The sequence below is a fragment of the Nocardiopsis sp. M1B1 genome (assembly GCF_052466615.1).
Genome location: NZ_CP196194.1, coordinates 226984 through 252836 on the forward strand (window position 1 = coordinate 226984; position 25853 = coordinate 252836).

The 25853-nt window shown below is 71.3% G+C and carries 30 protein-coding genes; 12 read left to right on the top strand and 18 right to left on the bottom strand.

Annotated elements, in window-relative coordinates; genetic code table 11:
* Window positions 1-78 precede the first annotated feature (78 nt).
* Together alr and ACSTA4_RS00985 are read left to right on the top strand one after the other, a co-directional pair.
* On the top strand, window positions 79-1287 hold the full coding sequence (gene alr / locus ACSTA4_RS00980) for an alanine racemase (RefSeq protein ID WP_444962109.1): 1209 nt from the start codon (window positions 79-81) through the stop codon (window positions 1285-1287).
* Window positions 1280-2332, top strand: a complete 1053-nt coding sequence (locus ACSTA4_RS00985) for a D-alanine--D-alanine ligase family protein (protein WP_444962110.1) — start codon at window positions 1280-1282, stop codon at window positions 2330-2332. The genes alr and ACSTA4_RS00985 overlap by 8 nt, the downstream gene beginning before the upstream one ends.
* 79 nt (window positions 2333-2411) lie before the next feature.
* On the opposite strand, the gene ACSTA4_RS00990 is transcribed toward ACSTA4_RS00985, so the two are convergent.
* Window positions 2412-3116: a class I SAM-dependent methyltransferase gene (locus ACSTA4_RS00990; protein WP_248773033.1), complete on the bottom strand. Its 705-nt coding sequence runs from the start codon at window positions 3114-3116 to the stop codon at window positions 2412-2414.
* A 230-nt stretch (window positions 3117-3346) separates the two neighbouring features.
* Here ACSTA4_RS00990 and ACSTA4_RS00995 point away from each other — a divergent pair, with 230 nt between their 5' ends.
* From ACSTA4_RS00995 to hisG, 3 genes are all read left to right on the top strand, one after another.
* The gene (locus ACSTA4_RS00995) at window positions 3347-4180 is read left to right on the top strand and encodes an SDR family NAD(P)-dependent oxidoreductase (RefSeq protein WP_444962111.1); all 834 of its coding nucleotides are present in this window, start codon (window positions 3347-3349) and stop codon (window positions 4178-4180) included.
* A gap of 182 nt (window positions 4181-4362) precedes the next feature.
* Window positions 4363-4626, top strand: coding sequence for a phosphoribosyl-ATP diphosphatase (locus ACSTA4_RS01000; RefSeq protein ID WP_013156366.1), 264 nt, complete (start codon window positions 4363-4365; stop codon window positions 4624-4626).
* A gap of 75 nt (window positions 4627-4701) precedes the next feature.
* The gene (gene hisG / locus ACSTA4_RS01005) at window positions 4702-5556 is read left to right on the top strand and encodes an ATP phosphoribosyltransferase (protein WP_444962112.1); all 855 of its coding nucleotides are present in this window, start codon (window positions 4702-4704) and stop codon (window positions 5554-5556) included.
* A 136-nt stretch (window positions 5557-5692) separates the two neighbouring features.
* Here the strand turns inward: hisG and ACSTA4_RS01010 are convergent, their stop codons facing one another.
* Window positions 5693-6169, bottom strand: coding sequence for a DUF6194 family protein (locus ACSTA4_RS01010; protein ID WP_444962113.1), 477 nt, complete (start codon window positions 6167-6169; stop codon window positions 5693-5695).
* Window positions 6170-6232: 63 nt separating this feature from the next.
* Here ACSTA4_RS01010 and ACSTA4_RS01015 point away from each other — a divergent pair, with 63 nt between their 5' ends.
* Window positions 6233-7108 (top strand): MerR family transcriptional regulator, encoded by an 876-nt coding sequence (locus ACSTA4_RS01015; RefSeq protein ID WP_444962114.1) that lies wholly within the window; start codon window positions 6233-6235, stop codon window positions 7106-7108.
* On the opposite strand, the gene ACSTA4_RS01020 is transcribed toward ACSTA4_RS01015, so the two are convergent.
* Complete coding sequence (locus tag ACSTA4_RS01020) at window positions 7039-7839, bottom strand: MerR family transcriptional regulator (RefSeq protein ID WP_248773037.1); 801 nt, start codon at window positions 7837-7839, stop codon at window positions 7039-7041. The two genes, ACSTA4_RS01015 and ACSTA4_RS01020, sit on opposite strands and share 70 nt — an antisense overlap.
* Window positions 7840-7930: 91 nt before the next feature.
* A complete protein-coding gene (locus ACSTA4_RS01025) occupies window positions 7931-8344 on the bottom strand; it encodes a DoxX family protein (protein ID WP_444962115.1) in 414 nt (137 codons plus the stop codon).
* A 138-nt stretch (window positions 8345-8482) separates the two neighbouring features.
* On the opposite strand from ACSTA4_RS01025, the gene ACSTA4_RS01030 reads away from it, so the two are divergent.
* On the top strand, window positions 8483-9208 hold the full coding sequence (locus ACSTA4_RS01030) for a spermidine synthase (RefSeq protein ID WP_372491806.1): 726 nt from the start codon (window positions 8483-8485) through the stop codon (window positions 9206-9208).
* Window positions 9209-9275: 67 nt separating this feature from the next.
* Here ACSTA4_RS01030 and ACSTA4_RS01035 read toward each other — a convergent pair whose 3' ends face one another.
* The 7 genes from ACSTA4_RS01035 to trxA all read right to left on the bottom strand — a co-directional run bounded on the left by ACSTA4_RS01035 (window position 9276) and on the right by trxA (window position 16024).
* The gene (locus tag ACSTA4_RS01035; protein WP_274975813.1) at window positions 9276-9494 is read right to left on the bottom strand and encodes an EF-hand domain-containing protein; all 219 of its coding nucleotides are present in this window, start codon (window positions 9492-9494) and stop codon (window positions 9276-9278) included.
* 155 nt (window positions 9495-9649) lie between these two features.
* Window positions 9650-10561: a phosphate ABC transporter permease PstA gene (gene pstA, locus ACSTA4_RS01040; RefSeq protein ID WP_130396041.1), complete on the bottom strand. Its 912-nt coding sequence runs from the start codon at window positions 10559-10561 to the stop codon at window positions 9650-9652.
* Window positions 10558-11565: a phosphate ABC transporter permease subunit PstC gene (pstC, locus tag ACSTA4_RS01045; RefSeq protein ID WP_444962116.1), complete on the bottom strand. Its 1008-nt coding sequence runs from the start codon at window positions 11563-11565 to the stop codon at window positions 10558-10560. The genes pstA and pstC overlap by 4 nt, the downstream gene beginning before the upstream one ends.
* A 118-nt stretch (window positions 11566-11683) precedes the next feature.
* Complete coding sequence (gene pstS / locus ACSTA4_RS01050) at window positions 11684-12871, bottom strand: phosphate ABC transporter substrate-binding protein PstS (protein WP_444962117.1); 1188 nt, start codon at window positions 12869-12871, stop codon at window positions 11684-11686.
* Window positions 12872-13276: 405 nt separating this feature from the next.
* Window positions 13277-14065: a response regulator transcription factor gene (locus ACSTA4_RS01055; RefSeq protein WP_444962118.1), complete on the bottom strand. Its 789-nt coding sequence runs from the start codon at window positions 14063-14065 to the stop codon at window positions 13277-13279.
* 194 nt (window positions 14066-14259) lie between these two features.
* Window positions 14260-15132, bottom strand: a complete 873-nt coding sequence (gene pstB, locus ACSTA4_RS01060) for a phosphate ABC transporter ATP-binding protein PstB (RefSeq protein ID WP_444962119.1) — start codon at window positions 15130-15132, stop codon at window positions 14260-14262.
* A 520-nt stretch (window positions 15133-15652) separates the two neighbouring features.
* Window positions 15653-16024 carry a thioredoxin gene (trxA, locus tag ACSTA4_RS01065; RefSeq protein WP_013156378.1) on the bottom strand — a complete coding sequence of 124 codons (372 nt, stop codon included), beginning with the start codon at window positions 16022-16024 and terminating at the stop codon, window positions 15653-15655.
* 282 nt (window positions 16025-16306) lie between these two features.
* Here trxA and ACSTA4_RS01070 point away from each other — a divergent pair, with 282 nt between their 5' ends.
* Together ACSTA4_RS01070 and ACSTA4_RS01075 are read left to right on the top strand one after the other, a co-directional pair.
* Window positions 16307-16660, top strand: coding sequence for a YidH family protein (locus tag ACSTA4_RS01070; protein ID WP_378634623.1), 354 nt, complete (start codon window positions 16307-16309; stop codon window positions 16658-16660).
* Window positions 16657-17028, top strand: a complete 372-nt coding sequence (locus ACSTA4_RS01075; RefSeq protein ID WP_444962120.1) for a DUF202 domain-containing protein — start codon at window positions 16657-16659, stop codon at window positions 17026-17028. The genes ACSTA4_RS01070 and ACSTA4_RS01075 overlap by 4 nt, the downstream gene beginning before the upstream one ends.
* Before the next feature lie 239 nt (window positions 17029-17267).
* On the opposite strand, the gene ACSTA4_RS01080 is transcribed toward ACSTA4_RS01075, so the two are convergent.
* The 3 genes from ACSTA4_RS01080 to ACSTA4_RS01090 form a co-directional block, all read right to left on the bottom strand.
* Complete coding sequence (locus ACSTA4_RS01080) at window positions 17268-18251, bottom strand: NAD-dependent epimerase/dehydratase family protein (protein ID WP_248773047.1); 984 nt, start codon at window positions 18249-18251, stop codon at window positions 17268-17270.
* A 127-nt stretch (window positions 18252-18378) separates the two neighbouring features.
* The gene (locus ACSTA4_RS01085; protein WP_248773048.1) at window positions 18379-19092 is read right to left on the bottom strand and encodes a PIG-L deacetylase family protein; all 714 of its coding nucleotides are present in this window, start codon (window positions 19090-19092) and stop codon (window positions 18379-18381) included.
* Window positions 19093-19188: 96 nt separating this feature from the next.
* Window positions 19189-19920, bottom strand: coding sequence for a WbqC family protein (locus tag ACSTA4_RS01090; protein ID WP_444962121.1), 732 nt, complete (start codon window positions 19918-19920; stop codon window positions 19189-19191).
* A 349-nt stretch (window positions 19921-20269) separates the two neighbouring features.
* Here ACSTA4_RS01090 and ACSTA4_RS01095 point away from each other — a divergent pair, with 349 nt between their 5' ends.
* Window positions 20270-21793, top strand: coding sequence for a glycosyltransferase family 2 protein (locus tag ACSTA4_RS01095; protein WP_444962122.1), 1524 nt, complete (start codon window positions 20270-20272; stop codon window positions 21791-21793).
* 141 nt (window positions 21794-21934) lie between these two features.
* Window positions 21935-22342 (top strand): DUF3817 domain-containing protein, encoded by a 408-nt coding sequence (locus tag ACSTA4_RS01100; protein ID WP_013156385.1) that lies wholly within the window; start codon window positions 21935-21937, stop codon window positions 22340-22342.
* Here the strand turns inward: ACSTA4_RS01100 and ACSTA4_RS01105 are convergent.
* From ACSTA4_RS01105 to ACSTA4_RS01120, 4 genes are all read right to left on the bottom strand, one after another.
* A complete protein-coding gene (locus ACSTA4_RS01105; protein ID WP_444962123.1) occupies window positions 22318-23076 on the bottom strand; it encodes an SURF1 family protein in 759 nt (252 codons plus the stop codon). The two genes, ACSTA4_RS01100 and ACSTA4_RS01105, sit on opposite strands and share 25 nt — an antisense overlap.
* Before the next feature lie 380 nt (window positions 23077-23456).
* Window positions 23457-23975, bottom strand: a complete 519-nt coding sequence (locus ACSTA4_RS01110; protein ID WP_019610813.1) for a type II toxin-antitoxin system RelE family toxin — start codon at window positions 23973-23975, stop codon at window positions 23457-23459.
* On the bottom strand, window positions 23975-24280 hold the full coding sequence (locus ACSTA4_RS01115) for a type II toxin-antitoxin system Phd/YefM family antitoxin (protein ID WP_019610812.1): 306 nt from the start codon (window positions 24278-24280) through the stop codon (window positions 23975-23977). Before ACSTA4_RS01115 ends, ACSTA4_RS01110 begins: the two co-directional genes overlap by 1 nt.
* A gap of 117 nt (window positions 24281-24397) precedes the next feature.
* Complete coding sequence (locus ACSTA4_RS01120) at window positions 24398-24928, bottom strand: DinB family protein (RefSeq protein ID WP_444962124.1); 531 nt, start codon at window positions 24926-24928, stop codon at window positions 24398-24400.
* Window positions 24929-25085: 157 nt separating this feature from the next.
* Between ACSTA4_RS01120 and ACSTA4_RS01125 the strand changes: the two genes are divergently transcribed.
* A complete protein-coding gene (locus tag ACSTA4_RS01125) occupies window positions 25086-25853 on the top strand; it encodes an alpha/beta fold hydrolase (RefSeq protein WP_444962125.1) in 768 nt (255 codons plus the stop codon).

Below are 25853 nucleotides of genomic sequence, written 5' to 3' on the forward strand. Positions count from 1 at the left end.
TCGGCGGGCGTCTTCCGGGGGCGGGGCGGGGGCGGCGCTCACGCTCTGTTCACAGCGCGTCGTGTCTACTTCTTGGTCATGCCGTCGACCGACCCCGGGGAGCACTCGCTCCACGCCCCCGGACACCCGGCCTCACCCCTGGGTGAGGCCCTCGTTGATATAAGCGCGATCGCCCACAATGTACGGTTCATGGCAAAGCGGACCAATTCCGAAATTCTTGCCGTCGTCAAGGCGAACGGCTTCGGCCACGGGGCCGTGGAGGTGGCCCGCGCGTCCCTGGAGGCCGGAGCGACCTGGCTGGGCGTGACCTCCCTGGAGGAGGCGCTCGCCCTGCGCCGCGCCGGGCTGCGCGCCCCCGTGCTGTGCTGGCTGCACCGTGCGGACCAGGACTTCGACTCCGCCGTCGCCGCCGACGTGGACCTGTCCGTCCCCTCGGTCGGCCACCTGCGCGCCGTGGCCGACGCCGCCGTGCGCACGGGCCGTGTCGCGCACGTCCACCTCAAGGCCGACACCGGGCTGAGCCGCAACGGCGCGCCGCCGGAGGCCTGGCCCGGACTGGTCGGTCTGGCCCGCGTGCTGGAACTGGACGGCCTGGTCCGGGTGCGCGGCGTCTGGTCGCACCTGGCCTCCGCCGACCTGCCCGGCGCGGCGACCACCGCGCAGCAGGTCACCGCCTTCGAGGGGGCGCTCTCCCAGGCGCGCGCGGCCGGGCTCGACCCGTCGCTGCGGCACCTGGCCAACACGGCCGCGATCCTCAACGAACCCGCCACGCACTTCGACCTGGTCCGGGCCGGGGTCGGCCTCTACGGAGTGGAGCCCGTCGAGGGCAGGCGCTTCGGCCTGCGCCTGGCCATGACCCTGCGCGCCCGGGTGGCCATGGTCCGCCGGGTCCCCGCGGGGACGGGCGTCAGCTACCACCACGCCTACACCACCTCGCGCGAGAGCCTGCTCGCCCTGGTCCCGCTCGGCTACGCCGACGGCGTGCCCCGGGCGGCGGGGGACCGGGCCTACGTGTGGATCGCCGGACGGCGGTGCCCCGTGGCCGGACGCATCGCCATGGACCAGTTCGTGGTCGACGTCGGCGGCATGGACGTGCGCGAGGGCGACGAGGTGGTCGTGTTCGGCCCCGGCGACCGCGGCGAGCCCACCGTCGAGGAGTGGGCCGACTGGGCCGGAACCATCCCCCACGAGATTCTCACCGGCGTGGGCGCGCGCGTGCCCCGCCTCCACCAGGACCTGGCGCGGCCCGTGCCGCGCGTACCGAGCAAGGAGAGATCGAGTGCCTGAGGCAAGGACACGCGTCGCCGTCGTCTTCGGTGGACGCAACGGGGAGTACGACGTCTCGTGCGCGTCGGCGTTGTCGGTTCTCGCCCACCTGGACCGCGACCGGTACGAGGCCGTCCCGGTGCGGATCACGCGCGCCGGGGCGTGGGTGGTGGGCACCGACACCGACGACCCCGCCGCGCTGGACGCCGAGCGCCTGCTGGCCCTGACCCCCGAGCCCGGCGGAGAGGGGGAGCGGCGCACGGGCGACGGCCTGGGCGAGGCGATCCTCGCGCTGGGCGAGGCGGACGTGGTCTTCCCCGTCATCCACGGCCCCTACGGCGAGGACGGCACGATCCAGGGGATGCTCGAACTCCTGGGAGTGCCGTACGTGGGCAACGGCGTGCTCGCCAGCGCCGCCGGTATGGACAAGGCGACCACCAAGACGCTGCTGCGCGCGGCCGGGCTGCCGGTCGCGCGGGACGTGGTGCTGCGCGGACCGGACGACGAGGTCTCGCCGCGGGAGCGCGCCGAGCTGGGGCTGCCCGTGTTCGTCAAGCCCGCGCGCAGCGGCTCCAGCCTGGGGGTGACGCGGGTCGGCGACTGGTCGGAGCTGGAGGCCGCCGTCAAGACCGCGCGCGAGTTCGACACCAAGGTCCTGGTGGAGGAGGCGGTCGTCGGCCGCGAAGTCGACCTGGCCGTCCTGGAGCTGCCCGACGGCGCGCTCAAGGCCGGTCCGCCGCTGGAGATCCGGGTCGCGGACGCGGAGCGCTTCTTCGACTACGACACCAAGTACGGGGGCGACGCGGTCTTCGACATCCCCGCCGACCTGCCGGTCGGGCTCCGGACGCAGCTGAGCGACCTCGCCCTGGGCGTGTTCGAGGCGGTCGGCTGCTCCGGTCTGCTGCGCGTGGACTTCTTCCTGCGCGGGGGCACCGAACCCGTCGTCAACGAGGTCAACACCCTGCCCGGGTTCACCGCGCACTCGCAGTACCCCCAGATCTGGCGGGCGGCGGGCCTGGAGTACCCCGAGCTGCTGGACAGCCTCATCCGGACCGCGCTGGCCTGAGGGCCGCGCACGTTCCGGGCAACGCAGGGGCCCGCCACGCGTGTGGCGGGCCCCTGTCCGTGGCTGTGGGGGAGCGGGCTCAGTCCTTCCCCGGCTTGCGCAGGTGGTGCACCCACGCGGGCGGGACGTTGGCGAACACCTTCTCGGAGCCGATGCCGTAGCGGTCGATCCACTCCTGGACCAGCCAGCTCGTGCGGGCCTGGCGCAGGTAGTCCTCGCGGCGGGCGATGACCGCCTTGACCTCCTTGGTGTACAGGTACCCGTAGAAGGACATGGTGCCGCCCGGTTCGAGTACCTCGAAGTAGTAGTCCAGGATCTCCCGGACGGCGTCGGCGGTGAAGTTCGCGAACGGCAGGCCCGACACGATCACGTCGTAGGACCGGTCGGTGCCCATGTCGTTGACGAGTTTGGCGTGCACGCGGGAGGCGTCGGCCACCCGCGACATGACCGGGTCGGTCTTGAGCAGCCCCTCCACGTGCGCGGCGAACTCGGGGTTGGCCTCCACCAGGTCCAGGGTGTCCCCCGGCTGCATCGAGGCGGCGATCCCGCGGCTGATCGCGCCGGTCCCGGCTCCGGCCTCCAGGATGCGCAGCGGGCGGTCGGGTTCGGGTCGGCGCCGGACGTACTCGGCCATCGCACGCGCCAGCGCACCGCTGCTGGGGAGGATGGAACCGGTGGCGTGGAAGGTGCGCAGCGCCTGGCTGAAGAACAGTCGGGTGTCACGCAGGCGCTCGTCCAACCTCAGGGAGGAAAGGGGTCCGGCAGGGCTGTGGGTCTCGGACATACACGCACGCTAACGCCTCACCCCTCCCCGAAGGGAGTCGGCACGGCCGCGTTCTGGGAAAACCCAGGTGAAACCGTGTGTGTCCATACCCACCGCGCGAAGGGGAACTCCGGCGCGGAGGGGAGCGCCGCGCGGACCGGGGCGCCGCCGCGCGCCGCCGCGCGCGCACGCCGGTCCGGCGCCCGCCGGGGTCCCTGTCCCCGCGACCGGCGACGGCCTACCCTGGGGGGATGAGCGAACCGGCCAGCACCTCCGAGACCCCCGCCCACCCACGGACCGCGCTGGTCACCGGGGCCTCCACCGGGATCGGCGAGGAGTACGCCCGCAGGCTCGCCGAACGCGGCTACTCCCTCGTCCTCGTCGCCCGCCGGGGCGAACTCCTGGAGGCCCTCGCCGAGGAGATCGGCGGACGCTACGGGGTCGGCGTCCAGCCCCTGCCCGCCGACCTGGGCACCGACGAGGGCCTCTCGCTCGTCGTCGAACGCCTGTCCGCCGACGGTGGCGGCGACGAGGCCCCCGTGGACCTGCTCGTCAACAACGCCGGGCGGGGCGACGGCGGCCCCTTCGTCAAGCAGGAGCCCTCCGAGATCGACGCCATGATCGACCTCAACGTGCGCGCGGTCCTGCACCTGACCCGCGCCGTCCTGCCGGTCCAGATCGCCCGCCGCGGGAGCCTGCCGAGCCGGACCAGGCTCGGCGTCATCAACCTCTCCTCCGTCGCGGGCGAGATCACCGCCAACCCCGGCGGCTCGGTGTACGGGGCGGGCAAGAAGTTCGTGTCCCTGTGGAGCGAGAGCGTGGCCGCCGAGGTCGCCGAGCACGGCGTGCACGTCACCGCGGTCCTGCCGGGCTTCGTGCGCACCGACATGACCAGGGGCGTCCAGGAGAGCGGGATGCCCGCGTTCGCGTTCGTCCCCAAGGAGCAGGTCGTGCGCGAGTCCCTCACCGCCTGGGCGGCCGGGCGCTCCAGCGTCGTGGCCGGGGCCCAGTACAAGGCGGCCACGGGGCTGCTGCGCTTCATCCCCAAGCCGATCGTGCGCGCCGCCGCCCGCAGGGTGTGGTGAACCGGGCGAGGGCGCGGCGGACCGGGCGCGACGGCCGCCCCGCGCCGGGACGGTCCCGGCGGGGCGCGGCCCGGTGTGGCGCACGCCGCCGCCCACATGATGAGACATCCCCGCGAGGGTGCGGCATCGGGGCGCCGGACCGCCTACGCTGGTAGCGCATCTGTCTGTCGAGGAAAGACACCATGAAGACCTTCGAAGAGCTGTTCGCCGAGCTGTCCGAGAAGGCGCGTTCCCGCCCCGAGGGCTCCGGGACCGTCGCCCAGCTCGACGCCGGCGTCCATGCCATCGGCAAGAAGGTCGTCGAGGAGGCGGCGGAGGTCTGGATGGCCGCCGAGTACGAGTCGGACGACCAGGCAGCCGAAGAGATCTCGCAGCTCCTCTACCACCTCCAGGTCCTGATGCTGGCCCGCGGCCTGCGTCTGGAGGACGTCTACAAGCATCTGTAGGCCGACGCGCCGCCCGCGCGCATCCGGCCACCGACGCCACGTCCCCGTACACGCAGCCACGAGAAAGCCGTGAACATGCCCGACATGCTGAGAATCGCCGTGCCCAACAAGGGCCAGCTCTCCGAACCCGCCGTGGAGATGCTCCGCGAGGCCGGGTACCGGCAGCGCAAGAGCAGCCGCGACCTGGTCATGATCGACCCCGACAACGACACCGAGTTCTTCTTCCTGCGCCCCAAGGACATCGCCGTCTACGTCGGCGAGGGCATCCTCCAGGCCGGGATCACCGGCCGCGACATGCTGCTGGACTCCGGCGCCGCCGTGGACGAGGTCCTGCCGCTGGGCTTCGGCGGCTCCACCTTCCGCTTCGCCGCGCCCGGCGGCGCCGGCATGAAGGTGTCCGACCTCAACGGCAAGCGCGTCGCCACGTCCTTCGACGGCCTCCTGCGCTCCTACCTGGACGAGCAGGGCGTCGACGCCCGCGTCATCCACCTGGACGGCGCGGTCGAGAGCTCCGTCCAGCTCGGCGTCGCCGACGCCGTCGCCGACGTGGTCTCCACCGGCACCACCCTGCGCCAGGCGGGCATGGAGACCTTCGGCGAGCCGATCCTGGTCTCCGAGGCGGTGGTCATCCGTCCGTCCGGGGCCCCCGAGAACCCCAAGTTCGACACGCTGGTGCGCCGTCTGCGCGGGGTCCTGGTCGCCCGCGACTACGTGATGATGGACTACGACGTGCACGCCGAGCAGCTGGAGGCGGCGGTCGCGCTCACCCCTGGCATGGAGGGGCCGACGGTCTCCCCGCTGCACCGGGAGGGCTGGGTCGCGGTCCGCTCGATGGTGCGGAGCAAGGACGCCCAGCGGATCATGGACGACCTGTGGCAGCTCGGCGCCCGCGCCATCCTGGTCACCGACATCTACGCCTGCCGCCTGTAGGCGGTGTCCTGAACACCGGAGCGGCGGGGGCCGGCGGCTGTGCCGGCCCCCGCCGCTCCCGCGCGTTCCGGCGGATGTCCGCGCGCGGTGGCGTCGCCCCTCAGCTCGACGCGGCCCGTCAGTCCGTTTCCGCCCGTCAGTCCGGCTCCGTCCCGGTGCGCCGCTGACGGCGCGCGCGGGCGAGGCCGTGGGCGGTGCGCAGCAGCTCCCGGACCGCCTCCCCGGTCCGCGGCCCGGGGTTCACCACGGAGAGCCAGCCCAGGCCGCCGTAGACGGGGTGCGCCACCACCGTGTCCGCCGCACCCGGGTCCTCGCCCGGGTCGGCCGGTTCGCGCGGCTCACGGCCCGTCCAGCTGACGAAGGCCTCCCTTCCGGCGGCGACGTTCAGCCGGAAGACGCCGGGCCGGTCCAGGCGCGACGCCCGGTCGTCGGGGTAGTCCTTCGTCACGACGGTCGCGAAGGGCTGGGTCGCGGCGGGGACGGCGCCGTCGGGCGCGTAGTAGAAGAACGTGTCGCCCCAGCTGATCTCGGGCGAGCCGTCGCCCGGCCCCGGTCTGAGGGTCAGCACGCCCTCCAGGCTCCCGAGGAACGCGGTGATCTCTTCGATGCTCATGCGTTCCAGCGTTACATTCATGTGGTTGTGGAGACTTTTCCCCGAGGAGTGCGAGGTGGGGGAGTGGGAAGTCGCAAATCGACCGCCATGCGCACGGTCGACGTCGCCCGGCGCTCGGGGTACTCCGTCCAGCAGGTGCGCAACCTCGAACGCGACGGCGTGCTGCCCCCGGCGGCGCGCACGGCCTCGGGTTACCGGGTCTACGCCGAGGTCCACGTGTGCTCGGCCCTGGCCTACCGGGCCCTCGCGGCCGGGACCGGCCCGGTCGAGGCCGGGCGGATCGTGCGCGCCGCGCACGGGTACCCGGCCTCGGACCTGCTCGCCCTCCTGGACGCCGCGCACGCACGGCTCCACACCGAGCGACGGGAACTCGGGCTGGCCAGGGAGGCAGCGGAGGCGATCGCCGCGGAGCCGGTCGGGGACGTCCGCCCGGCGGACTCCATGGGCGTCTCCGAACTCGCCGCCGCGCTCGGTGTGCGGCCATCGACGCTGCGGCACTGGGACGCCGAGGGGCTCGTCGTGCCCGGCCGGACCTCCCCCGGGGGAGCGCGGAGGTACTCGCCCGCCGACGCCCGGGACGCGCGGATCGTCCACCAGCTGCGCATGGCCGGGTACCGCGTCGCACCACTGCGCACCCTGGTGCCGCAGCTGCGCCGCGCGCACCGGTGGGACGAGGTGACGGCCGCGCTGGCCGCCCGGGACGCGAGCATCGACGCCCGGTCGGCGGCCCTGCTCGAAGGCGCCGCCGCGCTCGGCGCCCTGCTGCGGTCGGCTCGGGCCCCGGGCACGGCGCCCGGGGACACGGATGTCTCGGGCACGGGAGCCGGGGACCCGGAGCCCCCAGGCGCGGAACCCGGGCCCGCGGGCCCTCACTCCGGAGCCTCCGCCAGGGGCCGCAACCCGACGGCGAACTCCACACCCCCGTCGTACTCCGACTGACGCAGGGCGCCCACGTCGGCGAACATGCCCTCGACCTCGTGCCCGAACAGGTGGGTCAGCGCCAGGGTGAGGCCGCCCAAGCTCTCCCGGCCGGGCATCAGCAGCCGGACCTCGGAGCCCTGCGCGTACTCCACCAGCTCCACGCCCTCCGGCAGCGGGGACGGGGAGGGCCCGGCCTCCGCGACCGGCACGCACACCCGGTAGCCCGCTTCGTCCGCCCCCGGCTCCAGGCTCTTCCACCACCGTCCGTCGGCGCGCCACCCGCGCTCGTCGGCCAGCGCGCCGAGCCGCTCGGCCAGGGCGTGCACCTCGGCGCGCGCCCGGTCCAGGTCGAAGTCCCCGTCCGGGGAGAGCGCGGTCACCCCCGTGAGGGCCGTGCGCGCCCGCCGGGGCCGGACCTCCACCTCCGGCTCCCACGCCAGGACCGCGAGGGCTTCCGCCAGCGCCCGGTCCTGGTCCTCCCGCTCGCGCCGGAGGTCCTCGGCGTGCCGGCGCAGCGCGTCCGGGGCCAGGCCGGGGTCGTCCACCACGCGTCGGACGGTGTCCAGGCCCATGCCCGCGCGGCGCAGGGTGACGATCTGCCCGGCGCGCTCGATCTGGTCGACGGTGTACCAGCGGAACTGCGTGTCCTCGTCCACGCGGGCCGGGACCAGCAGCCCGAGGGAGTGGTAGTGGCGCAGCGCCTTGTGTGAGAGGCCGGTGAGTTCACTGAAGGAACCGATGGGAAGCATGGTTCCACTGTGGCTCCTCCCCCAAGGGGAGGGGCAAGCGGGCGCTCCGGGCCCGGCGGCGCCCCGGCGCCCCGGCGCGGGCCACCGCCGGTCAGTCCTCCCGGTCCCCGCGGCGGGCCTGGAGGGCGGCCCAGACGAGCGGGATCTGGAGCGGAACGCGGCCCCAGGCCACGAGGCGGTTGTCGGCCGGGCCCCGGAGCCTGCCCGTGCCCGAGTCGAGGGCCATCTGGACGTTGGCGGGCCACACGGCGAGCAGCAGGGCCGCGCTCGCCGGTCCGGCCCACGCCCTGCGCGTCAGCAGCCCCGCGCCGCAGACCAGCTCGGCCGCGCCGCTGCCGTAGACCCACGCGCGCGGCGCGGGCAGGGAGCGGGGCATGATCGCCTGGAAGGGCCCGGGCGCCCCGAAGTGCAGCACGCCCGAAGCCACGAACAGGCCGCCGAGGGCGTAGGGGGCGGCCCCGCGCACCCGGTCGAGCAGTCCGCCGCGCCCGCGCTTCACCCGCATGGAGTCCTCCTTCGGTGGGGTGGATGCCGACCCTACTCTTCGGTAACCCCGCGATTCGCGACGACCCCCCGGGCGGAGCGCCGTCCGTCCCCTCGACGGGAACGCGGGCGCGTGCGCCGGGCGGGCACAATGTGGGGTATGGACCAGCCGACGACGTACACCGCCCCCGCCTTCCGTGAGCCCGAGGAGGAGACCGTCACGCTGGCGAGGGTGACCGGGGAGACCGGCGGCGACCTCGTGCTGCGCCGCGTGGGCGCGCACTACGAGATCTACTCCAACGGCGTCTTCCTCATGGACACCCGCGACGGCACCTCCGAGCGCGAGATGGTGCGCGCCGCTCTCGCCGCCCTCCCCGCGGGCCGCTCGCGCTCCCGGGTGCTCATCGGCGGCCTGGGCGTGGGCTTCTCCGCCCGAGAGGCCCTGGAGCACCCCCGGGTGGCGGTGGTGGACGTGGTGGAACTCGAACCCCACGTCATCGCCTGGCACGACGGGGAACTGGGCGAGGCCGCCGAGTACGTGCACCGGGACCCGCGGTGCCGGGTGGTCAACGCCGACATCGTGGCCTGGCTGGAGGAGGCGTCCTCGGCCGCGGACCCCGTCCGCTACGACGTGGTCTGCCTGGACACCGACAACGGTCCCGACTGGACGGTGGTGGAGAACAACAACCGCCTCTACGAGGCGGCCGGGCTGGAACAGCTCACCCGCCTGCTCGCCCCCGGCGGGGTCCTGGCCTTCTGGAGCGCCAACGCGGTGCCCGCCTTCGAGGAGTCGCTGCGGGACGGGTTCGCCTCGGTGGAGGTCATCGAGGTGCCGGTCGCACGCGGTGTGCCCGACACCGTCTACCTGGCGCGCGAGCCGCGCTGAGGCGGGCGGCCGCGTTCGCGGCGGTGCCGCCCGCGGGCGGCACCGCGGGGCGGCTCCCGCCGGGGGCTCAGCTCCTGGTGTCGGACATGTAGGCCGTGAACTCGTCCAGGGTGATCAGCCCGTCGCCGTCCTGGTCCATGGCCTCGATCGCGCCCAGGGCCTGCTCCTCGGTGCAGCTGTCCCCGAGGCGGTGCATCAGGTCGGCGTACTCCTGCGCGGAGATGCGGCCGTCGCTGTCGGCGTCGACGAACGCGAAGGTCGTCGCGTACTCGTTGGTGTCGGGCATCTGCGTTCGTCTCCAGGGAGTCGCGGTGGCGGGTCCGGCGCAAGATTACCGGTGAGGGGGCGGTTCGGGAAGCCGGCGGGACGCCGGCGCCCGCAGAGCCGAAGGGGCCGCGCACCGGAGGACTCTCCGGCGCACGGCCCCTCGGGGTCGGGTCGCTAGCGGCTGCCCACGGAGGCCCGCGAGCCGATCCACCGCGCGATCACGGTGAACAGCAGCACCAGCAGGAACAGGCACAGGGCGGCGCCCCACGCGCGGTCGATACCGGCCTCGAAGGGCTGCATGGCGCCCCGGTACAGCTGCATCGGCACGGCGCCCTGCGGCTCGCCCTGGAAGGCGGTCACGACCAGGCCGGTGCCGAACGCGGTCAGCAGCAGCGGGGCGGTCTCGCCGATGCCGCGGGCGACGGCCAGCATCGAACCGGTGGTCAGACCGGGGGCGGCGGCGGGCAGCACCGTGTGCACGATGGTCTGCCACTTGCGCGCGCCCAGGCCGTAGCTGGCGTTGCGCATCTCGTTGGGCACGAGCCGCAGCATCTCCTCCGCGGACCGAGTCACGATCGGCAGCATCATCATGGCGATCGCCAGGGCGCCCGCGAAGGTGCCGAAGCCCATCTGGCCCCAGCCGATGACGATCAGGCCGTACACGAACAGACCGACGAAGATCGAGGGGATACCCGTCATCACGTCGGTGAAGAAGCGGATCGCGCCGGTCAGGCGGTTGGGGCCGTACTCCACGACGTAGACGGCCGTGGCGATGCCGAACGGGATCGACATCACGACCGCGAGCGCCATGATGTAGAGCGTGCCGAAGAACCCGGCGGCGTAACCGCCGCCCTCGCGTCGCGGCGGGGGCTCGGTCGCGGTGAAGAACTCCAGGTTGACGACGCCGATGCCGCGCCGGGTGACCTCGAAGATGATGAGGACCAGCGGGATCATCGCCAGGACCATCGCGGCGGTCAGTGCCACCGACGCCGAGCGGTCCTTGAACCTGCGAAAGCCCGAGCCGGGCGGGCGCTGGCTCAGGGGGGTGTGCCGGGCGTCCGGAGGAGTGGTGGTTGCTGTGCTCATACGGCGGAGTCTCCCGTGAACTGCCCCAGGCGCCAGACGATGACGCGGGCCAGGATGTTGACGATCATCGTGACCAGGAAGAGGGCGACACCGATCGCCATCAGCGCCGTCCGGACCTCGGGCGAGGCCTCACCGAAGGACGCGGCGATGTGCGAGGCCATGCTGCTTCCGGTGCCGAACAGGCTGCCGCTCCACCCCTGGGTGCCGCCGATCAGCATCAGCACGGCGATGGTCTCGCCGAGGGCGCGGCCCAGCCCCAGCATGGCCGCGGCCACGATCCCGGAGAAGCTGGCCGGCAGGATCACCTTGGTGATGACCTCCCACCGGGTGGAGCCCAGGGCGTAGGCGGCCATCTGCTGCTCGATCGGCTGGACGACGACGACCTCGCGGATGAGCGCCGTCATGATCGGCAGGATCATGATGGCCAGCACGATGCCCGCGGGCAGGTAGCCGACACCGCGCACCGGTCCCTCGAAGAGGAAGAACCAGCCGAACGTGCTCTCCAGCCAGACGAAGAAGGGCCGCATCACGTTCGGCAGGAACCAGTGCAGGCCCCAGAGGCCGAAGATGACGCTGGGCACGGCGGCGAGCAGCTCGACCGTGTACGACAGCGGCTTGGCGAGGCGGCGCGGGGCCAGGTGGGTCAGGTAGACGGCGACCATGATCGCCAGCGGCAGCGCGATGACGATCGCGATGGTCGCCGTGACCAGGGTGCCGTAGATGAAGGGCCAGGCGCCGTAGACGCCGGTGATCTCCGTGCGCGAGCCGCCGCTCTGCCAGTCCTGCCCGAGGAGGAAGCCGAAGAAGCCCTCCTTGGCGAAGACCGGCCAGGCCTCGCTGGTGGTCCGGATGACCATCAGCGCCAGGATGATCAGGACGAGGGTGCCGCAGGCCGCGACGGCCCACTTGAAGATCGGATCGCCCAGGCGCCCCTTGCCGGACTTCAGCGTCCCCCGCCGGGAGTCCTCGGGGGCCTGGGGGGCCTCACGGGCCTCGGTGGACATGTGCTTCTCCTCTGTGGCTTTCGTGGGGAGTGGAGAGCGTCCCGCCCCGGGGCGGGGGCGGAGGTTGGGAAGAAGGCGTGCGGGGCCGGGACGACTCTCCCGGCCCCGCGGGGCGTTCCTACTCGGTGGTGGCTTCGGCCTCGGGAGCGCTCTCCTCGGCGCTCTCCTCGGCTCCGGCCTCCTCCTCGGCACCGGCGTCGGCGCCGCCCTCAGCGCCGCCCTCGGCGGAGTTGGTCTTCTCCAGCTCGGCGACGACGCGGTCGGTCAGCTCCTGGCCCAGCGGCGCGTAGCCCAGCTCACCGGCCAGGTCGCGGGCGCCCTCGTCGGTCAGCGCCCAGGTCCAGAAGTCGATGATGGCGTCGGCGTTGGCCTGCTCGTAGCCGCAGGTGTAGGTGAAGATCCAGTTGGAACCGGCGATCGGGTAGCCCTCGCCGCCGATGTTGTCGATCGCGAACTGGAAGTTCTCCGGGATCTCGGCCTCCTCGGAGGCCGCGATGGTGGACTCCAGGGTCGGCTCGATCGGGTTGCCGTCCTCGTTCACGATGTGGGCGACGGACAGGCCCGCCTCCTGCGCGAAGGACTGGTTCACGTAGCCGATGCCGCCGGGGTTCTGGGTGATGCCCTGGGCGACGCCGTCGTTCTGCTGGCCGCCGACCAGGCCGTCGGCCCACTCGATCTCCTTGCCCTCGCCGTACTCCTCGGCCCAGGAGTCGACCTCGGTGCTCAGGTAGTGCGAGAACACGTAGGTGGTGCCGGAGCTGTCGGAGCGGTGGACGGGGATGATCTCGTCGCCGGGCAGCTCCATGTCCGGGTTGAGCTCGGCGATGGCCGGGTCGTCGAACGTGGTGATCTCGCGGTCGTAGATGGCCGCGATGGTCGCCGGGTCCAGGACCAGGCCGTCCAGCTCGGGGTTGTTGAAGGCGATGACGACCGCGCCGAAGACGACCGGGAACTGCACGGCCTCACAGCCGCGAGCCTCGGAGGCGGCCGCGAGGTCCTCCTCGTTCAGGGGCTCCTCGGAGGAGCCGAAGTCGACGGTCTGCTCCAGGAACTGCTCCACGCCGGCACCGGAGCCCACGCTCTGGTAGTTGACGCTGACGCCGGGCTGGACGTCGTTGGAGTAGGTGTAGATCCAGTCCTGGAACAGGGGGTCGGGGAAGCTGGCGCCGGCACCGGTCAGGGAGGCGCTGAGGTCGCCCCCGCCGCCGCCGGAGCCGTCACCGGCGGTGTCGCCTCCGCTGCTGCACGCCGCCGCGAGCAGGGGGATGGCCGCCAGGACGGCGAGCTTGGAACGCCCGTTGCGCATGTCGTAGTTCTCCTCGTTGAATCACCGCTGTCGGGGCTGACGTGAAACGACAGTAAGTGCGCAGGAAGACGCGGTGTCATCGAAATGAAGGCGGGATGGTAGAAGAAGGGTGAATGCGAAGTGAATGGCGGTAACCATCTGATAACGGGTTCGTGTTTTCGGCTCCGCGCGGATTCTGTCATGTTCCAGGGACAGGCGGTGATGACCTGCGGGTATGGCCGTGGATGCCGGGGCGGGCCGGTGGTTCCCCGGTGGTGGAGGTGACACGTCGGATTGTTCGGCGGTTCATCTTCGCGTTCGTCTCGGACCGAGATGACGTGAAGATGAACAAGGGGTCTCGTCGGCATCACCGAAAGGACCCGGCGGAGGGGAATTCACGAACCCCGTCCCGCGCTTTCCCTCCGCTCAGGAACCGTTCGCCGTGTCCAGCCGGTAGCCGATTCCGCGGACAGTGTGGATGAACCTGGGCTGTGCCTCGGAGTCACCCAGCTTGTGCCGCAGGCGACGGATGTGCACGGCGATGGTGTTGTTCACCGGAGGCAGCGGCTTGTGCCAGACCTCGGTCCACAGTTCCTCGCGGCTGACCACCCTGCCGCTGTGCCTCAGCAGGAAGTCCATGATCCCGAACTCCCGCAGCGCCAGGTTGACCGGGTTGCCGTCCACGAAGAGCCGGTGCCCCAGCGCGTCCAGCTCCAGGGCGCCCGAACGCAGCGCGGTCGAGGAGACGGTGCCGTCCGGGCCGCCGTCCGGTCCCGGGAGGGAGCCGCGCAGCAGCGCCGCCAGCTCCGGAATCCGGTAGGGGCGGTTGACGCACGCGGTGGCTCCGGCCGCCAGCGCGCGCATCGCCCGCTGGGAGTCGCCGGGGCCCACCCCGATGAGGATCGGGATGTCCGTCGCCCGCCGGGTCACCCGCACCAGCGTCTCCAGGTCCACCTCGGGCGGAGTGGCGCTGGTGACCAGGGTGTCCGGTCGCATCATCCCCACCCGCAACAGCGCCTCGGCGCCGTCCACGCACACCGTGATGTCCACGTCGTGCCCGCTCAGCGACAGCACCAGCTGGTGCGACTGCTCCGACTCGGGCTCCACCAGCAGGACCCGGAGCGGTCCCTCCGACCGTTCCGAGCGCTCGACCAGTTCGTCCTCGACCGGGGTGCCCGGAAACGGGACGGATGCGGACGTTGTGAGCGCGGGCATGGGAGGTCCACTTCGTCGGAGGAACAATGGGGCGGATCCCCGGGAGGGTGCTCCGGCCTGACCGAAACGGCCCTCCGGTCGGCGGTCGCGACCGGAGGGCCCGCGGCCGTTGGAGAGCCGAAGGTCAGCGGTTTAGCCGAAGCGACCCCACCGATCAGCGGTCCCGGTCCGTGGGAGAGCCGAAGGTCAGCGGTTTAGCCGAAGCGACCGCTGATGTAATCCTCGGTCCTCTGGTCGGACGGCTTGCTGAAGATCGTGGCGGTCTCGTCGAACTCCACCAGGCTGCCGTAGCGGTCGCCAGCGTCGTCCACACCGGCGGTGAAGAAGGCCGTGCGGTCGGACACGCGCGCCGCCTGCTGCATGTTGTGCGTGACGATGACGATGGTGTACTCGCTGGCCAGCTCGTACATCAGGTCCTCGATCTTGAGGGTCGCGATGGGGTCGAGCGCCGAGCAGGGCTCGTCCATCAGGATCACCTCGGGGTTGACCGCGATGGTGCGCGCGATGCACAGGCGCTGCTGCTGGCCGCCGGAGAGGGCGAAGGCGCTGTCCTTGAGCTTGTCCTTGACCTCGTCCCACAGGGCGGCCTTGGTCAGCGTCTCCTCGACCAGATCGTCCATGTTGCCGCGGACGCCGTTGATCTTGGGGCCGTAGGCCACGTTGTCGTAGATCGACTTGGGGAACGGGTTGGGCTTCTGGAAGACCATGCCGATCCGGCGGCGCACCTCGATGGGGTCCACCTCCGAGGCGTACAGGTCCTCGCCGTGGTAGGTGACCTTGCCCTCGATGCGGGCGCCGGGGATGAGGTCGTTCATGCGGTTCAGGGTCCGCAGCACGGTGCTCTTGCCGCAACCGGACGGCCCGATCATCGCGGTGATCTGACGGGGGCCCACCTTCAGGTCCACGTCGCGCACGGCCTTGTTGGAGCCGTAGTAGATGGAGAGCCCGGAGACGTCGAAGACGGGGTCGCCCAGGTCGGGAACCTCGCGGTTGTACCGGACGGTGTCGGGGGCGACGCCGCGACCGGTCTCGGTGCCGCGAGGGGAGGCGGTGTTGCTGACAGACATGAGGCCACTTCCGGATCGGACTGTGCGTGCGCGGGAGGTGCGCGGCCGGAGCCGCGGAGCGCGGTCGAACCCATGCAAATATGTCCGTATGAAGCAACGGTGAACGAACCCCGTGGCGAAGGTGAACGTGGGCGGTGAACTCGGAGGCGTGGCGATCGCGAGGCGTTGTCCTCCCGTCACCGAAGGAGGTGCGGACCGCCTCTGGAGTGCGGTTCCTCCCGTCCGGGGGGAGCGGCCCCCGGGCGGGCCGAAACCCGCTGGGCGGGTGGACAGGTGACCGGCCGCAAACCTCTTGATGACTTTTCGGTCTTCCCAATCCCACCTTTTCGGTCCTACCGGGGCGGGGGTCCGGTCTCCTGCCGGGACGGGGCGGCGCCCCGCCCGGAGGCCGCCGCCGCGCCCGTCCGGCCGGGCCCCGTCCGGACGCGCGAACGCCCCGGACGCCACCCTCCGGGGAGGGGGCGTCCGGGGCGCGCGGAACCGGTTCTCGCCGCTCCGGGGAGTGCTTCCCCGGGAAGTGCTACTCCGGGGAGCCGCCCTGCTCGGCGATCTTCTCCCGCACCTCGTCCATGTCCAGCTCCTTGGCCTGCGTAATGAGGCTCTCCAGGGCCTCGGAGGGCAGGGCCCCGGGCTCGTTGTAGATGACGGTGCGCTCGCGCACGATCATCAGGGTCGGGATGGACTGGATCTTGAACTCGAAGGCGAGTTCGCGCTGCGCCTCGGTGTCCACCTTGGCGTGGACGATGTCGGTGTGCTTCTCCGAGGAGGTCTCGAACACCGGGGCGAACTGCCGGCAGGGACCGCACCAGTCCGCCCAGAAGTCGATGAGGACGAAGTCGTTGTCCTTCAGCGTCTCCGCGAAGTTGTCCTTGGTGAGCTCGACCGTGGGCACGTGGTCTCCTGTATCTGTTCGTTGGTTGGTGTCGACCGTCGGCCAACCGCCATCTCTCAGTGCTACAGCGGTCGTGCCCGTTCGTTTGTTCCGCATGCCTGCCTCGGCCGGTGAACCACCCCTCAACCCGGTTGTTTTACGCCATAACACGCCTTACATACCTGTTTGGGAGGAAAGAGGGACGACGGCTAGTGTCGACTGGAGGGACGCGGGCCCCACGGGGCGGGCCCGGCCCGGTTCGGGGTCGAATCCGGGATCGTCCCTGGTGAAAGGGGGTGCGGGATGGGTTCCGAAGCCTCTCCGCGGGACGCGGAGGGTCCCGTGGACTACCGGTTCACCCTCGCCAACGAGCGGACCTTCCTCGCCTGGGTGCGCACCGCGCTGGCCCTGCTCGCCGGCGCCGTCGCCGTCCTGCACCTGCTCCCGCTGGGCTGGGCGGAGGGGCCGCGCACCGCGGTCGGCCTGCTGCTGGCGGTGCTGGCCGGGGTCATCACCGTCTACGCCCCGCTGCGCTGGTACCGCGTGCAACGGCTCATGAGCCGTGGCGCGGCCCTGAAACTGAGCGCGCTCCCGCTCGTCACCGCCCTGGCGGTGGGGCTGGTGTGCGCCCTGGTCCTGCTGGGCCACCTGCTGTGACCACTCCCGTCGAACGCGACCCCGGCATGCAACCGGAGCGCACCCTGATGTCCTGGCACCGCACGATCGCCCTGCTGGTCGTGGTGGGGCTGCTTTTCCTGCGCGGCTCCCTGGCCCCCGGCGACGACACCTTCCCGCAGGCTCCGCCCGAGGTGCGCGTGGCCACCACGGTCGGACTGCTGCTCCTGGCGGGGGTGCTGGCCGCGCACGTGTGGCTGAGGTGGCGGGCCGGCGGGCACGGCGCGCCCGTTCCGGGAACCGGTCGGCCCTCGCCGTCCGTGGCGGGCCCGTGGGCGATGGCGCTCCTGTGCGCGGGCGTGCTCGCCCTGAGCTGTGTCCTGGTGGTGTCGGTGCTGCTGGCGCTCTGAGGACCCGGCCCCCTCGTCCGCGCCGCCCGGAGGCGGACGCACCCGTCCATGCCCTCGGCGGGCCCGCGGTCCACCGGCGCCGGTCGCCCTCGTGCGGGCATGGGGGAGCACCGGGACCCGGCCGGGACGCGCGACCGTCCCGTCGGGGGAAGGGCCGGAGCCGTGGCCCTTCGTCGTCCTGTCTCGTGTCGGTCGGCCGAGGCGGAGAGGGCGCCCCGGACCGGTCCCTTCCGGTTCGGTTACGCCGGCTGCGGTACGGAGCCGACCGCGCGGCGGTGCTCCATGATCGAACGGATGATGTCGTTGAGGTCGCGCTCGGGGCGGTACCCGATCAGCCGCGCCGCCAGCGAGGTGTCCGGGTAGCGGCGCTGCATGTCCTCGTAGCCCTCGCCGTAGGCCTCCTCGTAGTCGACGTAGGTGATCGCGCTCCTCGAACCGGCCAGCTCCACGACCCGGTCGGCCAGGCCCTTGATGGAGACCTCCTCGTGCCCGCCGAGGTTGACGGCCTGGTTGTAGGCCTCGGGGGTGTCCATCAGCCGCAGGAGCGCGGGCACCACGTCGAACACCGAGCCGAAGCAGCGGCGCTGCGTCCCCGTCCCGTACACGGTGATGGGCTCGTCCGCCATCGCCTGTTCCACGAAGCGCGGGACCACCATCCCGTACCGGCCCGTCTGGCGGGGGCCGACCACGTTGAAGAAGCGGGTGATGACGCACGGCACGCCCGACTCGACGCCGTGCACGTAGGCGACGAGCTCGTCCAGCCCCTTCGCCGCGGCGTAGGACCAGCGGCTCTTGGTCGCCGGACCGTAGACGCGGTCGTCGCCCTCCTTCAGCCCGGCGGCGTCGTTCTTGCCGTAGACCTCGCTGGTCGAGGCGACCATGTAGGGCACGCGGTGCGCCACGGCCGCCTCCACCACGTTCTCCGTCCCGTGCAGGTTGATCCGCAGGGAGCGCAGCGGGTTGTCGACGATGTTGTACACGCCCACGGCCGCCGCGAGGTGGAACACGGCGTCCGCCGGGGCGACCAGGGAGTCGACCAGCTCCCGGTCCAGGACGTCCCCCTCCACGAACCGGAACCCGGGCGAACCCTGCGCCTGGGCCAGGTTCGCCGGGGACCCGGTCGACAGGTCGTCCAGGACGGTGACCTGATGGCCCCGGGCGATCAGGTGGTCGCACAGGTGCGAGCCGATGAAGCCGGCTCCTCCGGTGACTACAGCCTTCATGGTTTCCCCTCCACTCGGTGTTCTCTCTCGCCGCTCCCCGACGGGGAGCGGCGTGTGTGCGCGGTCGTCGCGGCCGCGCGCACGGTGGGGCGGCGCACGGCACCGCCGACCGCGGTCTCGGGAGCGCTCAGGCCAGGCAGCGCAGCACGTGGAAGCCCTCCCCGAGCGCCACGCCCGCCTGCATGCCCCGCAGGACGGCGAGGCTGCGCAGGGTGGGCTCGGAGCGCGTGTGCGGGTGCTGGTGGGACTGGGAGCCGTACAGCTGCATGCCGTGGAGCTTGTCGACCACCTGCACCTCGTCCAGCTCGACGATGAGGTTGGGCGGGCACAGCGGCTCCGAGCGCCAGTGGTCGGCGGCCTCCTCGTAGGCCAGGGCCAGGCGCGGGTGGTGGCGCAGCGCGGTGTTGGACGGGCGCAGGGCGGTGTGCACCGCCTCGGCCACGGCCCGGTGGTCCTGGTTGTAACTGGAGTGGTGCGGTCCGAGCACCACGGTCGGGCGGAGCCGCTCGATGGACAGCGGGCTCTCGCGCTCGATCAGCTGGGCGAGGTCCACCCGGGCGACGGAGTCGAGCCTCAGGTGGTACTGGTCGCCGGGCAGGGCCATGTGCCAGTCGTCCCAGCGGAAGTGGTCGGCGACCTTCTTGATCTCCGCGTAGCGCTCCTCCGCCGTGGAGAAGCCCTTGGGAGACATGTCGGCCGTGTCCCCGACGGTGAGGAACTGGACGAACACCTCGGCGCCGGCCGCCTTGGCCTTGCTCATGAGGCCGCCGCAGCCGAGCGTCTCGTCGTCGGGGTGGGGCGCGAACACCAGGATGCGTTCCTGGGACCAGTCCGTCGTCATACCGTTTCCCGTCCTTTGCCTAGAGAGCGATCGGGTTTTTCCCGAGGAGCGGCGCCGCGCCCGGTGGCGCGGCGCTGTGGTGGACCCGTGTCCGGGTCAGCTCTGGGTTCTCGCCTGCCTGAGCACGTGCAGTGCCTCCGGGCCGGTGTTGAGGAGAAGGTCGATCGCCGACAGACGGGGGACGAAGTCGGCCGGGGCACGCCCGTGCTGCGGGTACACCGGGTGGCGGAAGTCCTGCCACCGGACGCCGATCCCGTAGCGGCGCAGGGTCTCGGGCTCCAGGTAGTCCCGGGCGCCGTCGCCCGAGAGCATGGTGTGCGCGCCGGTCTTGGCGCAGATCTGGGCGAGGAGCTCGCTCTTGCGGCCGGGGAAGTCCCCGATCTCACTGGCCAGCAACAGCGGCGTGTCGATCCCGAACCACCGCATCAGCATGCGCGTGGTCGCTACGCACAGGTCCGCGAGACCGTCCCACTCCTGTTCGTACAGGTGGGCGATTTCGTCGCGGTAATCCTTCCAGTAGGGCGCTTTGCGGTAGCAGTGTTCCGCGAGTGCCTTGTAGTGTCTTGACTTCCATTTCTGACTGTTGTCAACAACCTTGTCCCGTATGAGGTCGTTCCGGCTGCCCTGGACGACCGGAATGGTCAGCAGGACGGGTTTTCCGCCGCCGCCGACGTAGTTGCGGTTCTGCCATCCGCGGCGCTCGAACTGGACGTTGTCGAGGATGATGAAACGGTCGGAACGGTCAATTTTATCCAAAAGCCCCAGCCACGGAAGGTAGTGCGGCTGGTGCAGTGCCACGGTGCGTGACGCACCGTCCTGGCTGCTCATGGCGGAGTAACCCCCCGGGCTGGTGGCCTGTGGGATTCGAGTGGAACCGGATGAGGATGAGGACGGAACGCCGATCACTCCGAGCATTCTCCTTCTCTCCGCTGGTCACTTTCCGCAGATTTTTCCAGAATCTGGACAATGTTGGACAAACCACAGACGAGCCGTAGCTACTGCTCACAAATATCCTCTTATGGTTACCATCTTCCGCAAGCCCGTGTATACGATTTGCGTGGCCTACATAGGACAGCGAACCCGGGTGAACCTCTCGGTGTCGTAGGGCGTCAAGCTAACACCGACTTTGCGGGTTGATGTCGGTCCGAAACCGAGAACTTCGGAGGGTCCTAGCGCTGTGCGTACCGCACGTTTCATAGGCGGCCTGCTGATCGGGCTCATCGCCCTCGCCCTGGCCGCGGCACTCTTTGTCTACTGGTTCGGCTACGCGACGGACGTGGCCGAGGCCTCCGGCCTCGGCGCCCTGGGTTACGTGTTCCTGTGGTTGGCCTTCGGCGCCAACCTGCTGCTGTGGACCGTCGTCGGACTCGTGCGCCTGGGCGAGGACTCGGTGCGCGCCGTGCTCCGGTCACCGCGCGCCGGACACCGCGGCGCCGTCGGGGGCGGGGCCCGCGAACGCGTCCTGGTGGGCGCGGGCGGTTCCGGCGGCACCGCACTCGCCGAGCGGGGCGGCGACGCCTCCGAGGGGGGCGCCTCGGCCGCGGTGGCGGCCCGGACGGCGGATCCCGGGCGGGAGGTGTCCCTGGCCGTCATCATCCCGGCGCACAACGAGGAACCCGTCATCGGCGGCGCCATCGCCTCCGCGACGGGGCTGTTCGACCGCTGGGACGTCTACGTGGTCTCGGACTCGTCGAGGGACTCCACAGCCCAGATCGCGGCCAAGACCGGCGTGAACGTCCTCGAACTCCTCACCAACCGCGGCAAGGCCGGGGCCATCGAGGCGGTCATCGAGGAGTTCTCGCTGACCGACAACTACGACGGCGTCCTCATCCTGGACGCCGACACCGAGCTCGACCCCGGGTACGTGGAGGGCGCCCGGCGGCAGCTGGCCGACCCGTCGGTGGCGGCGGTCGCGGGCTTCGTCGTCTCGGAGTGGAAGCCGAAGGAGCGCGGCTTCGTCGGCCGGATGATCTCGGCCTACCGGGACCGCCTGTACTTCATGCTCCAGTACCTCATGCGTTTCGGGCAGACCTGGCGGCACGCCAACACGGCCTTCATCGTGCCGGGCTTCGCCAGCGTCTACCGCAGCGAGGCGCTCAGGGAGATCGAGGTCAACCCCAAGGGGCTGGTGATCGAGGACTTCAACATGACCTTCGAGGTGCACCACAAACGCCTCGGCAGGGTCTCGATGAACCCCGACACCAAGGCCTACAGCCAGGACCCGTTCACCTTCCGGGACTACTACAAGCAGGTCACCAGGTGGACGCTGGGCTTCTGGCAGACCGTCCGGCGCCACCGGGTGTGGCCGAGCCTGTTCTGGGCCTGCCTGGCGCTGTACATCCTGGAGGTCGTCCTGGTCTCCGCCGTGCTGTTGGTCACCACCGTGGTCGGCCTGTTCGTCCTGGCGGGGACGCTGGGCGGCGAGTTCTTCCTGAGCCTGCCGTTCGCCGGGGAGGCCTTCACGGCGGTGACGGCCTTCCTGCCGCTGCTGGCGATCGCCATCGGCCTGTTCATCCCGGACTACATGCTCACCTGCCTGATGGCGGCCATCCGGCGGCGGCCGTCCTACCTGGTCTACGGCCTGCTCTTCCTCCCGATCCGGCTCGTGGACGCCTATCTCGCGCTGCGGATGATCCCCAAGGCGTGGACCACCGAGTCCGACGGCCGGTGGAGCAGCCCGGACCGCGTCTCGGGCAGGTGACCCGACCTGCGGTGATGTGAGATCGTCCGGCCCCGGGTACCCCGGGCGCCCGGGGTACCGGACAGCGTTTAGGCTGATTTCCGCCCGCCCGCGGACCTGTCCCGCCGGAGCGGGGACGCAGTCGTCTGAGGGGGATCAGCCGTGGACAAGAGGCGCGTGTCGTTCGCGTTGTACCGGGTGCTCGCGTACGTGACCGGAGTCTTCCTGCTGGGCCTGACCTTCGTGGCCATGCCCGCCAAGTACCTGGTGGGAGAGACCGCCCGGTTCTCCCTGGTGGGCGCGCCGCAGGGCCTGGAGCACTGGTTCGGCCCCGAGTCGCCGCTCATGCTCTACATCGCGATGCCGCACGGCTACATCTACATGGCCTACGTCTTCGTGGTCCTGTGGGTCGCCCTGGACCGCCGCTGGAGCGCCTCCCGCACGCTGGGCGTGGCGCTCGCGGGCACCATCCCCGTGCTCGGCTTCGTGGTCGAGCACCGGATCGTGCGCTCGGAGCAGGCCAAGGACCGCGAGGCCGGACGGGCTCAGGAGCCCGCTACCGCGGGCTGATCCTCCCGGGAGCCGCCCTCGCGCAGCTCCCGGCGCATCAGCAGGACCCAGAAGACCACGGCGGAGACGCCGAACATCGCCCACTGCACGGTGTAGCTGAGGCTGCGCCAGTTGACGGTGAACCCGGTGGGCGGCTCGGGCGGCGGCGCCGGGACGAGCGAGGCCGTGGCCGGGTCCGTCTCGGGCAGGGTGACGTAGCCCTCGTAGAGCGGGTGGTCCCACTCGTTGACGAGCACGGACGTGGCGATGCGCTCGACCTGGCCCTCGGAGACGTCCACCGGCACGACCCCCTCCGAGCCCGCCGGAGGCAGCAGCCAGCCGGTGACCGTGACCTCGCCCCCCGGCGCGGGCGGGATGTCCTGGCCCTCCTCGGCCCAACCCCGGTTGACGGTGACGGCGGCGCCGTCGTCGGTGACCAGGGGGACGATGACGTCGTAGCCGAGCACGCCGTCCACGACGCGCGGCACCAGCAGCTGGGCGTCGGCGTCGTAGCTGCCGCTGGCCTCCACCGCACTGTTGGCGAAGGAGTCCGGGTGCATGTACTGGCCCGGTTCGAGCAGGTCCGAGACGGGCACGGCGCCGGCCAGGTCCTCGACCGGGTTGGTGATGACCTCGCGGTCGGGCTCGAAGGCGCGGACGAACTGCCAGGCGGTACCGGCGACGCAGACGACGCCGACCAGCACGGCGAGCAGGTGGATGCCGAGCCACCGTGGGCTGAGGAGCGGTGATCTCACCAGACCAGGCTAAGCGCGGTCCCCGAGCGCCCCGTCATGACCCCGGTTTGACGCTGCGCACACACGCTTGGCCCGCCGCCTGCCGAGGAATGACGATCACTTTAAGTAGTTCCCCGTGACTCAGGGTTGTTCTTCGAGGGTGTGGTGGGTAGTGTCTCCATCAACGCGGAACGACCGGGTCGTTTCCGCGGCAGGCCTTCAAGGCCGCGACTCCAGGGGGGAGGAGTCGCCGGCCGCTTCCCAGCGCGAGGGTCGCTTCCGTACTTTGAGGGGGGATGCGGAAGCGACCCTCGCCACCTCGTAACCGGGGGCGTTCCCACAGGTCAGTGGGGGCGCCCCCGTCGTTTCCGCTGTCCGGGCGGCCTTTCGGAACGCGGATCTCAGCGGGGGCGTGCGCGGAAGTCGCTCCAGAGGTCTACGGCCTGTTCGAGGTCCAGAGCCGCCACCTTCTCGGGAGCTATGCCGACGCTGTGGACGAGGCGTTCGGCCAGCCATTTCGGGACGGGTTCCCTCGGGGGAACCGGTTCGTGGGCCACGCCGCCCGCCGGTTTGCCGAGGCGCTCGATGACGGCCGCGAGTCGCCGGGCTACGGGGGTCGCGTTCGACGCCTCCCGAACCCGTAAGGAGGCTTCGGCGTAGACCTGGGCGTCCGCACGCTCGCCCACGGCCCAGACCTCGCAGATCTCCACGTCTTTCCCGTCGGTCACGCGGTACACGACACGCCAGGTGTTGCGTCCCACGACCAACTTGCGGAACCCCGTGAGTTCACCGCCCAGGGGGTACCCGGCTTCCGGGTTCTCCTCCAGGAGGAGAACCTTCTTCAGGACCTTGGGCACCGCGTCCGGACCGAGTCGCCGCAGATCGTCGATGGCGGCGTCGGTGAAGGAGATCTCGGCCATCAGTCCTCGGGAAGTTCTTCGAGCGAGGCACGGCTGTGCCCGAAAGCGTTCAGGACGTCGTCCAGGGAGGTCCGCCGCCCGCTGTCGGTGAGATCCCGTGCCATGACCAGAGCGAGGTCTCTGAGGTCTGCTTCGGCCTGCTCCAGTTCTGTGAGCCGGGAGAACGCGACCACGGCCGCGACCGGCTCACGCCTCCGGGTCACGATGACCTCGGACCCCTGTTCCGCGTCGTGGACGATGCCGGCGACGCCGCGTCTCGCCGCGTCGGTGACGCTGATCTCCTGGGTGTGCTCGAGAATCGCCATTCCTCAACTGTACAGAAAAATATACAGAAGGGCGGCGGTGGGGAACTGGACTCTCTGCTCCGTGAGTGTTCCCCGCCGCCGGTACCGCCCGGAAACCGGGTCGGGTGAGCGGCCTCGTCAGCCCATGCTCTTCTGGCCGTCCAGGGCCTCGCGCAGGATGTCGGCGTGCCCGCAGTGCTGCGCGGTCTCGCGGATGATGTGCAGCAGCACGTCGCGGGCGGACCAGGAGGCGCCCTCGGGGAACCACGGCGCGTCCGGGAGCCGGTGGCTGACCTCCAGGTCCGGCAGGCCGTTGACGAACGCCTCGGTCTCCCGCGCGGCCAGCGCGTAGTCGGCCAGGACGCCGTCGAGGGTCTCGCCCTCCAGCAACCGGAAGCTGTCGGCCTGCTCCTCCCAGGTGGCCGGGTCCTCGTAGTCCGTCTTCGGGTAGACCTCCCCGTCGCGGACGAACCCGATCCAGTTGCGCTCGGCCCGGGTCACGTGCTTGACCAGTCCGCCGAGGGTCAGTTCGCTCACCGTGGTGCGCCGCGCGGCCTGTTCGTCGTCCAGGCCCCGGACCGTGAGGCGCAGGAAGTCGCGCTGGTCCTCCAGGAACCGCAGGAGGCTCGCGCGCTCCACGTCCACCGTGCTCGTCGTCGTGACCACCATGACCACCGCTTTCTCGCCCTGTCCGACTCGGTACACGAGGACTCTAGGAAGTGTGGAGGTCAGTTACGGTCCTCCACTGGACGGAAAACGGGAGAAAGGGTGCGGCCCCGAACGGGACTCTGCCGATAACCTGGCGTTCTGGCGACTCGGAGGTTCCATGACCTTGATTCCGCTCCAGTACCGGCTCGACGGTCCCCGGCACGCGCCCGTCGTACTGCTCGTGCCGCCCTTCGGCACCACGATGTCGATCTGGGAACCGCAACTGCCCGAACTCACCTGCGACCACAGGGTCCTGCGGGTCGACCACCGGGGGCACGGCTCCTCTCCGGCCCCGGAGGGCCCCTACACCCTTGAGGAACTCGCCCTGGACCTGCTCGGCGTCCTGGAGGCCCAGGGGCTGACCCGGGTCCACGCGGTGGGCGCGGGGCTCGGCGGGGCGCTGCTGGTGTGGATCGCGGCCAACTCGCCGCGCACCCTGGAACGCCTCGTGCTGCTGGCCGCGGCGCCCCGCACCCCGCGGACGCACCGGTGGGACCTGCTGGCCTCCCGGGTGCGCTCGTCGGGCCTGGAGTCGGTGACCGCGGATGTGGTGCGGCCCTGGTTCACCCCGGACATGGGCGAGGAGCGGCCGCGGGTCGTGGCCCGGCTGGCCGAGGAGTTCGGCGGACTCGACCCCGAGGGCTTCGCCGCGGTGTGCGACGCCGTGGCCGGGATGGACCAGCGCCACCTGGTGGCCTCCGTGCGGGTGCCGACCCTGGTGGTGTCGGCCGCCCACGACCCGATGCTGCCGCCCGGCCACGGCCGCAGGCTGGCGGACGGGATCCCCGGCGCCCGGTTCGAGGTCGTCTCCGGCGCCGCGCACCTGCTCGGGGTCGAGCGCGCGGACCGGGTGAACGAGCTGGTGGTGGAGCACCTGTCCGGCTGA

Coding starts and splice junctions, on each gene's coding strand:
- ACSTA4_RS00990 (WP_248773033.1), bottom strand. CDS start 3,116: ATGTCCGAGACCCACAGCCCTGCCGGACCCCTTTCCTCCCTGAGGTTG.
- ACSTA4_RS01120 (WP_444962124.1), bottom strand. CDS start 24,928: ATGGTGGTCACGACGACGAGCACGGTGGACGTGGAGCGCGCGAGCCTC.
- ACSTA4_RS01085 (WP_248773048.1), bottom strand. CDS start 19,092: ATGACGACGGACTGGTCCCAGGAACGCATCCTGGTGTTCGCGCCCCAC.
- ACSTA4_RS01090 (WP_444962121.1), bottom strand. CDS start 19,920: ATGAGCAGCCAGGACGGTGCGTCACGCACCGTGGCACTGCACCAGCCG.
- pstS (WP_444962117.1), bottom strand. CDS start 12,871: ATGCGCAACGGGCGTTCCAAGCTCGCCGTCCTGGCGGCCATCCCCCTG.
- hisG (WP_444962112.1), top strand. CDS start 4,702: ATGCCCGACATGCTGAGAATCGCCGTGCCCAACAAGGGCCAGCTCTCC.
- ACSTA4_RS01070 (WP_378634623.1), top strand. CDS start 16,307: ATGGGTTCCGAAGCCTCTCCGCGGGACGCGGAGGGTCCCGTGGACTAC.
- ACSTA4_RS01110 (WP_019610813.1), bottom strand. CDS start 23,975: ATGGCCGAGATCTCCTTCACCGACGCCGCCATCGACGATCTGCGGCGA.
- ACSTA4_RS01080 (WP_248773047.1), bottom strand. CDS start 18,251: ATGAAGGCTGTAGTCACCGGAGGAGCCGGCTTCATCGGCTCGCACCTG.
- alr (WP_444962109.1), top strand. CDS start 79: ATGCCGTCGACCGACCCCGGGGAGCACTCGCTCCACGCCCCCGGACAC.
- pstC (WP_444962116.1), bottom strand. CDS start 11,565: ATGTCCACCGAGGCCCGTGAGGCCCCCCAGGCCCCCGAGGACTCCCGG.
- ACSTA4_RS01115 (WP_019610812.1), bottom strand. CDS start 24,280: ATGGCGATTCTCGAGCACACCCAGGAGATCAGCGTCACCGACGCGGCG.
- pstA (WP_130396041.1), bottom strand. CDS start 10,561: ATGAGCACAGCAACCACCACTCCTCCGGACGCCCGGCACACCCCCCTG.
- ACSTA4_RS01020 (WP_248773037.1), bottom strand. CDS start 7,839: ATGCTTCCCATCGGTTCCTTCAGTGAACTCACCGGCCTCTCACACAAG.
- ACSTA4_RS01025 (WP_444962115.1), bottom strand. CDS start 8,344: ATGCGGGTGAAGCGCGGGCGCGGCGGACTGCTCGACCGGGTGCGCGGG.
- ACSTA4_RS01125 (WP_444962125.1), top strand. CDS start 25,086: ATGACCTTGATTCCGCTCCAGTACCGGCTCGACGGTCCCCGGCACGCG.
- pstB (WP_444962119.1), bottom strand. CDS start 15,132: ATGTCTGTCAGCAACACCGCCTCCCCTCGCGGCACCGAGACCGGTCGC.
- ACSTA4_RS01000 (WP_013156366.1), top strand. CDS start 4,363: ATGAAGACCTTCGAAGAGCTGTTCGCCGAGCTGTCCGAGAAGGCGCGT.
- ACSTA4_RS01055 (WP_444962118.1), bottom strand. CDS start 14,065: ATGCCCGCGCTCACAACGTCCGCATCCGTCCCGTTTCCGGGCACCCCG.
- ACSTA4_RS01035 (WP_274975813.1), bottom strand. CDS start 9,494: ATGCCCGACACCAACGAGTACGCGACGACCTTCGCGTTCGTCGACGCC.
- ACSTA4_RS01010 (WP_444962113.1), bottom strand. CDS start 6,169: ATGAGCATCGAAGAGATCACCGCGTTCCTCGGGAGCCTGGAGGGCGTG.
- ACSTA4_RS00995 (WP_444962111.1), top strand. CDS start 3,347: ATGAGCGAACCGGCCAGCACCTCCGAGACCCCCGCCCACCCACGGACC.
- ACSTA4_RS01030 (WP_372491806.1), top strand. CDS start 8,483: ATGGACCAGCCGACGACGTACACCGCCCCCGCCTTCCGTGAGCCCGAG.